This window comes from Caballeronia arationis, assembly GCF_001544975.2.
Lineage (GTDB): Bacteria > Pseudomonadota > Gammaproteobacteria > Burkholderiales > Burkholderiaceae > Caballeronia > Caballeronia arationis.
In genome coordinates this window covers 1-5,499 of the sequence record NZ_FCOG02000243.1, presented here as the reverse complement: position 1 = coordinate 5,499, position 5,499 = coordinate 1, and the positions used below count along the sequence as shown (strand labels likewise).

Here is a 5,499-nt window from a genome sequence, read left to right as displayed (position 1 = left end):
GTACGGCGAGCAGTTCCCGAAAGAGGCGCTCATCTCTATGGACATTACCGTCGCTGATCTGATCGCCGGCAAAAAAGGAGATATGAAATGAATGCTGGTGTTTTGAATGCCGGTGGCTTGAATGCTGGCGACGCTGCGCTTCAACGCTCGTTTCCGACCGTCATGGCTCCCCGGCGCGAGCCGGTAGCGCCCATGCAGGCGGCAGGTGAGCGGTTGTTGATCGGCGAGAACGGTGTCTTTATCGAAATCAATCTGCCGTGGCTGTCGGTCGTTCGCCGCGTCGCGCACTATACGGTTCCGACTGCGATCCCCTACGGGCGAGTGGTCGAATCGACGGTGCTGCGCTGTGGCGCGGTGCCGCCGGAACTGATCGGCGACTTCGTGGCAATGGCACGTGCCGCGCATCCGCTTGAAACGGGTGCTTGGATCGTCTGGAACGCCGAGACCAAGCAGTTTCGTCTCGCGCCCGTGAGGGTACTGTCGCAAGGCACCGGTTCGCTGAAGTATGAGCGGCCGGAGCTCCGCGCAGACGAACTCCGCGTGATCGACTGTCATTCGCATGGTGCTCATCCAGCCTTCTTCTCTTCAACAGACGACGAAGATGACCGGCATGAGACAAAGTTCGCGTTCGTCGTCGGGAACTGCGCAACATCGGTTCCTAGCATGGCAATGCGGCTGTGTGCGAAGGGCATCTTCGAGGACGTCGAGCGCGTGCCGAGCAGTTGGTACGCGGCGGCCAAGCTGAAGGAGGCGGCATGACAAGCCCTATCCGTCATCTGCTTCCTTCCAAGATGCATGAGCGAAGCTGGAATGTGGTGGTCGTCGGCGCAGGTGGCACTGGCAGTGCGGTGCTCCCGAGCCTCGCGCGGCTGCATCACGCGATGCTGGAGCTCGGTCACCCGGGCGGCATCGACTGCACGGTGTTTGACGACGACACGGTCAGCCCGACCAACGTCGGCCGTCAAGGCTTCTATCCCAATGACGTGGGTCAGTACAAAGCCTCGCTCATCGTCAATCGGCTCAACGCGCTGATGGGCACGAACTGGCGGGCGGAAACCCGGCGCTTCGGTGCAGGCGAGCCGCTCTACAACGTGGATCTCGTGATCGGCTGTGTCGATACGCGTGCCGCCCGGCGCGCGATTGTCAGCGCGGCAGAAACGAGCGGGGTTTATTACCTCGACTGCGGCAACGACACAGACCGCGGCCAAGTGGTCATTGGGCAGGTCTGCAACAAGAGCTACGCGAAGAAAAACCCCGAACGCTTGCCGCATGTCGGTGAGTTGTTCCCGGATTTGCTCGACGCCAAGCTCGATGCGAAAGACGAGACGCCGTCCTGTTCGATGGCCGAGGCGTTGCGCAAGCAGTCGCTGGTCATCAATCAGGCGATCGCGGTCCAGGCGTTCAACATGCTTTGGACGATGTTTCGAACCGGCGCGGTGCCGTTCTCGGGCGTGTTCGTGAACCTCGCAACGGGGCGCACGAATCCGATCCCGTTGGACCCCGCTGCCTGGGCGCGCTTCGGATATGAAGTCCCGAAGCCGTCTATTAGAAAAGCGAGTTCAGGGCGGAAGGCCAAGGCCGCTGCCTAGATGTTTCGGCCGCGTTCTGGTTGACGCGGGCGGAGAAGGCTCCGTCGATTCATCGCTTCGCCTGACGGCTGGCGCTTCACGCGGTCGGCGACGGCCGCTTTTTTCTTACACCCTTGCGGGACAGCCCCGCGAGGGCTGCTCCGCGTCTTACCTTGGAGCAAACATGGGTTCATCTATTTTGACGGGCAAACGTGCGGCCGCTTTTCAAAAGGCGGATGGCGAGTGGATTTACGCGTTGTTCGAGCGTGGATACGAGTCGAACGTCTATCCGCACCAGGATCATTGGTCGGCGATCGCGCTCGGCAATTACGCGGCTGTCATGCGTAGGCTGTTTTCGCACGCGGCGAGTTGCGAAGGCGGCATGCTCAGAAGCAAGGCTGGATCGATCAAGCCAGAGAACTTCATCGCATCCTGGCAGCGCGAGCTTGCCAAGCCGTTCACGCTGCCGGACCGACGGATCACGCTTTCATCCTCGAAATCGATGTATTCGGCGGTGCCAGAATCGCAGCTCGAGGAAGTTCGGTTGTCGCTGATACGGTCCGGTTTCGAGGCGCAAGCTGATGAGCTGGCGGCCGGCAATCTCGAGGTCTCGCTGCACGCGAACATCGAACTCCTGCTCTCCATCTACGGCAATTCTGGACCGCTCAGCGTGTGGCGGATACTCAAGGAGTACGACACTGGTACCGTGCAGATCGACGTTGCAGTGCCTTCGGCCTCGAAGACGGCGATAGATCGCATGCCTGAGGTGCGGTGTCATTCGATCGATCGGGAAAACCGGCTGGTCGCGATCGGTTGGGCGCCGTGGCGGCACGCTGGCTGGCAGTACAACGCCATCGGCTCGTTCATCACGGACGTCGTCTATCCGATCGAGATGGAAACGCCCGGATTCGCAAAAAAGGCGATTCCAGCATTTCGTGACGCAGTCCGCGAAGCCTCGACATTGCCCGCGGCTACTCGAATCACCGTGACACGCGCGCCTGAAGGCGAGGATACATGGCGGGTTCGCAAAGCAGATGAAGTCGTCCAGAAGCTCGGGATCGTCGCCGAGGGGGAGTCTGCGCCCGCCGTATTCAGCTTTGCGTTCGGTGACTTGCTTCAACGGGAAGACACCGACCAGTTGCTGTACGGGCTCGGCGGTTTTAGCGACGCTCAGGCGCATTGGGAGGTTCCTACCACGCCGCACGGCGCGGTTCCGGATCCTGCTTATTTCGATGCGGACTCTCAGCTTTCGCTCTGTCTCGCTTAATCTTTCGACCAGCGCCACGCTCCCGGACTTCCCGGGGCGTGGCGCTTTTTTTATGGGGCGAGGGAAACCGGCGCGACACGACGAAGCAGCGCCAACAGCGAGCTCGGACCGTCGCTCTTGCTGCAGTAGCCATCCATCCCGGATGCGAAGCCTTCTCGGGCGACGTCTTTTTCAGCGAGTGAGGTGTGGGCGATGATGGGGACCAGACGCATATGCGCGACTTGTCTCATCGCGCGAGCAAGCGCAAAACCATTTTGGATCGGCATCTCGATGTCGGCGACGACGATGTGTGGAATCCAGAAGCGGATGAGCCCGAGACACGCAGGACAGTCGGCGGTCCGGGCCTCGAATCCCTCGGCTTCCAGCACGGCTTGCAGGGCGTCCGCGAGGTCATGGTCGTCGTCTACGATTAGAACGCCAACGGGCGGTCTGACCGGCGAAAATACGCGGGTGGTCCAAAGCGGTGGTGTCAATGAAGCGGCGGGCACGGTAGCGAACCTCAGACGTTTTCTAATTGCTTCGCAATGCCCGTACCTAGCCATTTGCTTGTCAGTGACCCTCGCGCAACTGTTCCAGAGCGAGTTCCGCATCGCGACGCGCTTCCTCGTACGTGAGGAACGCTCGCGCCGACTGGCGGAGCAGTTTCATGCTGTGTTCGGTTTGGTCCGGCGAGGTAATCGACCAGACCCAGCCCCCGTCTTCGTGACGGACGGAAATAACTTCCGACGGTTCGTCCATATCCATGTGCAGCGTCCTTTCGCTGTCATTGTGTCGCAACGAAGTGTACTTCAGTGAAGCCCACGATTTGGGAAGGGCGCTGCGCGGGTTGTCCTAGAAGATGAAGGAAGCCTGATGCGGCTGCACGGGTCGTCAGAAGTCGCGCTGGACTTTCATGCCAGCAGTTCATCGTACCGGGCGAGCACCGACTGGGCTTCCGTGCACAGTACGTCGATGCCGACCAGCGCCGCTCCGCGGGAACGCACGTTCGCGAGGATCTGGGCTTCGTCGAGCGTTGGACGCACGGTCGGCCACCCAGAGGTGAAGAGCAGGTGCGGCGGAATTTCCGCTTCGATTGCTTGGCGCTGTACCGCAGCAGCTTTGGCGCATCCGATCGCTTTCTTTTTTTTCGTTCTGGCCGGTCACCGTCACCGGTCAAGGGCAGTTCGTTTTGCGGTCTTAAGCGAAAGGCATAGCGAATCGCTGAGCTTTCTGATCCCCGCTGCGAGGCTGTCTCCGTAGACTGGCTCCATTCCCCGCGCTTCTGCGCATCGACCTACCCCTCCAGCGTGCTGGAGGACCATCTTCTTTCCAGCCGTCCATGACGGCAATTCTCTGGCGACCATTTTTGGTCGCCTTTTTCTTTTCCCGGTGGGAGTCTTCCCATCTGGGGGCGGCTCCTCTTCTCTTCAGGAGTTGTCCATGTTCCCTATGCTCAAGCACGCTTTTAGTAGCCTCGCCTGGTACGCCAAGCAGGATGCTGAAGCCTGGAAGATGCTGTCGTTTCTCGTCGGCGTCGTGTCTGTTTCGCTCGCAATCGCCTCGGTTACCCACTGACGCTCGCGCGCAGCTTCGCATTTCTCGTTGTTCGTCTTCTTTCTTTCCCATGGGGCAAGCCAGCCCCTCGGGACGGATTGCCCGCTTCATTCGTCGAGGTAATCCATGTTCAAGCTTCTCTTCGCCGTCGTTCTCCTTTCGGCTCTGACGGGCTGTGCTACGGCCGACTTCGGTTCGCCAAACACGTATCAGCGCTATGACGTCCAACGCACTGGGCAATTCGAGCAGGCAACCATCCTGCGCGTACGCCCGATCACGATCGAGAACGCGTCCGACACGTCGGGTATCGCTTCGATCGTGAGCGCGGCAGCGGGCGCGTTTCTCGGCTCGCAGGTCATCGGCAACGGTAGCGGCCGCTACATCGCCGGCGCGCTGTCCGGCGCCGCCTCCGGGCTGATCGCACAGCGCGTCAGTTCGGTCATGTCGCGACACAGCGGCGTCGAAGTTTTCCTGCGCCGCGCCAACGGCCAAACCGTTGTCGTAACGCAGGTCGACGATCAGCAGTTCGTGCCTGGCCAGCAGGTTTATCTCGTCTCCAGCGGGTCCGGCTACCGGATCACCCACTGACCTGGTAGTCCACTTCCTTTAGCTCGCGGTGCATGCCGCGTAATTCCCTTGCGGGGCAGGCTCCCCGCAAGGGACCTGCCTCGTCTTTTTCCGAGGCAACCATGAAATTTCCCCGAGTGTTTTACGCGGACCGTAACAGCGCCAACTCCGGCGCAAAGGCCGCCCTGGAGCGTCACGCATCGCGCATCCTACGACGCGTCGCGCAGGATTTGCGGCTCGCCGCAAGCTCTCATGAAATCGTCACCGATCCGCGCCGCGGCAGTTCGGCGGTGCGGGTGTCGCTGCGCACAGAGACGCTTTTCGTCGACGTGGTCGAGCGGCATTGTGGATCGGGCGTCGCGCTGAGTTTCAGAACTCGTCGCGGTCGCTTGGACCACACGGGCGGCGGTGAAAACCACGTTTCGCTGAAGCAACTCGAAACCCAGGGCGGCTATCAGGCAATGCTTGATGGGCTGCGTGTCGCTGGCGGCATCGACCTGAAGTGCGGAGGTCGCCGATGAAGCTGGCGAAGGTGAAAATCGAGTACAGCTCCGGCACCACGAT

The 5,499-nt window shown here is 60.9% G+C and carries 8 protein-coding genes; 6 read left to right on the top strand and 2 right to left on the bottom strand.

Annotated elements, in window-relative coordinates; all coding sequences use genetic code 11:
* The first annotated feature begins 87 nt into the window (after positions 1–87).
* From AWB81_RS40095 to AWB81_RS40085, 3 genes are all read left to right on the top strand, one after another.
* A complete protein-coding gene (locus AWB81_RS40095; RefSeq protein WP_200822627.1) occupies positions 88–759 on the top strand; it encodes a PRTRC system protein A in 672 nt (223 codons plus the stop codon).
* The gene (locus AWB81_RS40090; protein WP_062643879.1) at positions 756–1,589 is read left to right on the top strand and encodes a PRTRC system ThiF family protein; all 834 of its coding nucleotides are present in this window, start codon (positions 756–758) and stop codon (positions 1,587–1,589) included. Before AWB81_RS40095 ends, AWB81_RS40090 begins: the two co-directional genes overlap by 4 nt.
* A gap of 178 nt (positions 1,590–1,767) precedes the next feature.
* A complete protein-coding gene (locus AWB81_RS40085) occupies positions 1,768–2,835 on the top strand; it encodes a hypothetical protein (RefSeq protein ID WP_062643877.1) in 1,068 nt (355 codons plus the stop codon).
* 50 nt (positions 2,836–2,885) lie between these two features.
* Here the strand turns inward: AWB81_RS40085 and AWB81_RS40080 are convergent, their stop codons facing one another.
* On the bottom strand, positions 2,886–3,323 hold the full coding sequence (locus tag AWB81_RS40080) for a response regulator (protein ID WP_159939017.1): 438 nt from the start codon (positions 3,321–3,323) through the stop codon (positions 2,886–2,888).
* A gap of 402 nt (positions 3,324–3,725) precedes the next feature.
* Entirely contained in the window at positions 3,726–3,857 is a 132-nt protein-coding gene (locus AWB81_RS48450; protein WP_268811803.1) for a hypothetical protein, read from the bottom strand.
* A 397-nt stretch (positions 3,858–4,254) separates the two neighbouring features.
* Here AWB81_RS48450 and AWB81_RS48445 point away from each other — a divergent pair, with 397 nt between their 5' ends.
* The 3 genes from AWB81_RS48445 (at position 4,255) to AWB81_RS40060 (ending at position 5,456) form a co-directional block, all read left to right on the top strand.
* Positions 4,255–4,389 (top strand): hypothetical protein, encoded by a 135-nt coding sequence (locus AWB81_RS48445; protein WP_268811802.1) that lies wholly within the window; start codon positions 4,255–4,257, stop codon positions 4,387–4,389.
* Positions 4,390–4,494: 105 nt separating this feature from the next.
* The gene (locus tag AWB81_RS40065; protein ID WP_062643871.1) at positions 4,495–4,956 is read left to right on the top strand and encodes an outer membrane lipoprotein; all 462 of its coding nucleotides are present in this window, start codon (positions 4,495–4,497) and stop codon (positions 4,954–4,956) included.
* A 116-nt stretch (positions 4,957–5,072) separates the two neighbouring features.
* A complete protein-coding gene (locus AWB81_RS40060) occupies positions 5,073–5,456 on the top strand; it encodes a hypothetical protein (RefSeq protein WP_087135540.1) in 384 nt (127 codons plus the stop codon).
* Positions 5,457–5,499 lie beyond the last annotated feature (43 nt).

Coding starts and splice junctions, on each gene's coding strand:
- AWB81_RS40095 (WP_200822627.1), top strand. CDS start 88: ATGAATGCTGGTGTTTTGAATGCCGGTGGCTTGAATGCTGGCGACGCT.
- AWB81_RS40090 (WP_062643879.1), top strand. CDS start 756: ATGACAAGCCCTATCCGTCATCTGCTTCCTTCCAAGATGCATGAGCGA.
- AWB81_RS48445 (WP_268811802.1), top strand. CDS start 4,255: ATGTTCCCTATGCTCAAGCACGCTTTTAGTAGCCTCGCCTGGTACGCC.
- AWB81_RS40065 (WP_062643871.1), top strand. CDS start 4,495: ATGTTCAAGCTTCTCTTCGCCGTCGTTCTCCTTTCGGCTCTGACGGGC.